This window comes from Paenibacillus humicus NBRC 102415 (assembly GCF_004000905.1).
GTDB classification, from domain to species: Bacteria; Bacillota; Bacilli; order Paenibacillales; family Paenibacillaceae; genus Paenibacillus_O; species Paenibacillus_O humicus.
The window spans coordinates 1-1,685 of the sequence record NZ_BIMD01000103.1 but is presented as its reverse complement, the minus strand read 5'-3'; the positions used below and the strand labels follow the sequence as shown (position 1 = coordinate 1,685).

Below are 1,685 nucleotides of genomic sequence, written 5' to 3'. Positions count from 1 at the left end.
ACCGGAGTTACCGGCGCGACGGGTGTCACTGGGGATCCAGGAGTCACTGGGGCTACTGGGGTAACCGGGGATTTGGGCGCTACAGGCGTTACAGGCGTTACAGGTGTTACAGGTGTTACAGGTGTTACAGGCGTTACAGGCGCGACCGGTGTCACTGGAGATCCAGGCGTCACTGGCGCGACAGGAGTCACCGGAAACTCTGGAACCACTGGAGCTGCTGGTTCAACTGGGGCTACCGGCGCAACGGGCCTTGCTGGTCTTGCGGGAGCAACCGGGGCCACAGGGGCCACTGGAGACCTTGGTGCCACTGGCACTACCGGCCTCACAGGCGGTACCGGATCAACAGGTGCGACTGGCTTTACTGGCGCCACTGGAGCTACCGGATTCACTGGTGCCGATGGAGCTACCGGAACGACTGGCTTCACAGGCGCCACTGGACCAACTGGCGTTACTGGTTTTACAGGTGCCGCCGGCTCTTCTGGTGCAACTGGGTTCACGGGTGTCACCGGATCAACTGGTGCGACTGGGTTCACAGGCAGCACTGGACCAACTGGCGTTACTGGACTTACAGGTGCCACCGGCGCGACTGGCGCAAATGGATTCACAGGTGACATCGGATCCACTGGTGCGACTGGGTTCACAGGCAGCACTGGACCAACTGGCGTTACTGGACTTACAGGTGCCACCGGCGCAACTGGCATTACCGGGTTCACTGGTGATACCGGATTGATTGGGCCGACTGGCTTTACAGGGGCCACTGGATCGACTGGGTTCACTGGCCTTACAGGAGCGACTGGAGCTACGGGTGCGAATGGCTCTACAGGTGCGACGGGAACAACAGGTGCGACGGGCTTCACGGGTGACACAGGGCCAACTGGCCTCACCGGCGTCACTGGAACTACCGGTTCGACCGGCTTTACAGGTACCACTGGAACGACTGGTGTCACTGGCCTTACAGGAGCAACCGGACTTAATGGCGCCACTGGGGCCACTGGTTCGACGGGCTTTACAGGTACTACTGGAACGACTGGCTCCACAGGTGCCGCTGGAGCTACCGGTGCCACTGGATTGACAGGTTCCACAGGTGCGACGGGAGCAACTGGCGTGACTGGCTTTACAGGAGCCACTGGCCTTACTGGTGCGACTGGGCTTACTGGCGAGACTGGATTGACTGGTTTTACAGGGGCCACTGGGTTAACTGGGTCGACTGGTTCCACTGGAGCTACCGGTGCGACGGGCTTTACAGGTACCACTGGAGCAACAGGTACCACTGGAGCAACAGGTGCAACAGGCGTTACAGGTGCCACTGGGTTGACTGGCTCGACTGGTTCCACTGGGTTGACTGGGTCGACTGGTTCCACTGGAGCTAACGGTGCGACGGGCTTCACGGGGGCCACCGGAGCTACCGGTGCAACAGGCGTTACAGGTGCCACTGGGTCGACTGGTTCCACTGGAGCTACCGGTGCGACAGGCTTCACGGGGACCACCGGAGCTACCGGCGCGACTGGATTCACTGGCAGCACTGGAGCAACTGGCGTGACGGGCTCCACTGGCACCACCGGAGCTACTGGTGCGACAGGCTTCACAGGGGCCTATGGCACAACCGGTGCAACGGGGCCAACTGGAGTAACAGGCTCTACTGGATTTACTGGGGCCACTGGCCTCACTGGCGCCACTGGAACCCC

The 1,685-nt window shown here is 61.4% G+C and carries 1 protein-coding gene; it reads left to right on the top strand.

The features are described 5' to 3' along the window. On the top strand, positions 1 to 1,685 hold a 1,685-nt coding region (locus tag PHU01S_RS26830; protein ID WP_373864563.1), incomplete at both ends, for a beta strand repeat-containing protein.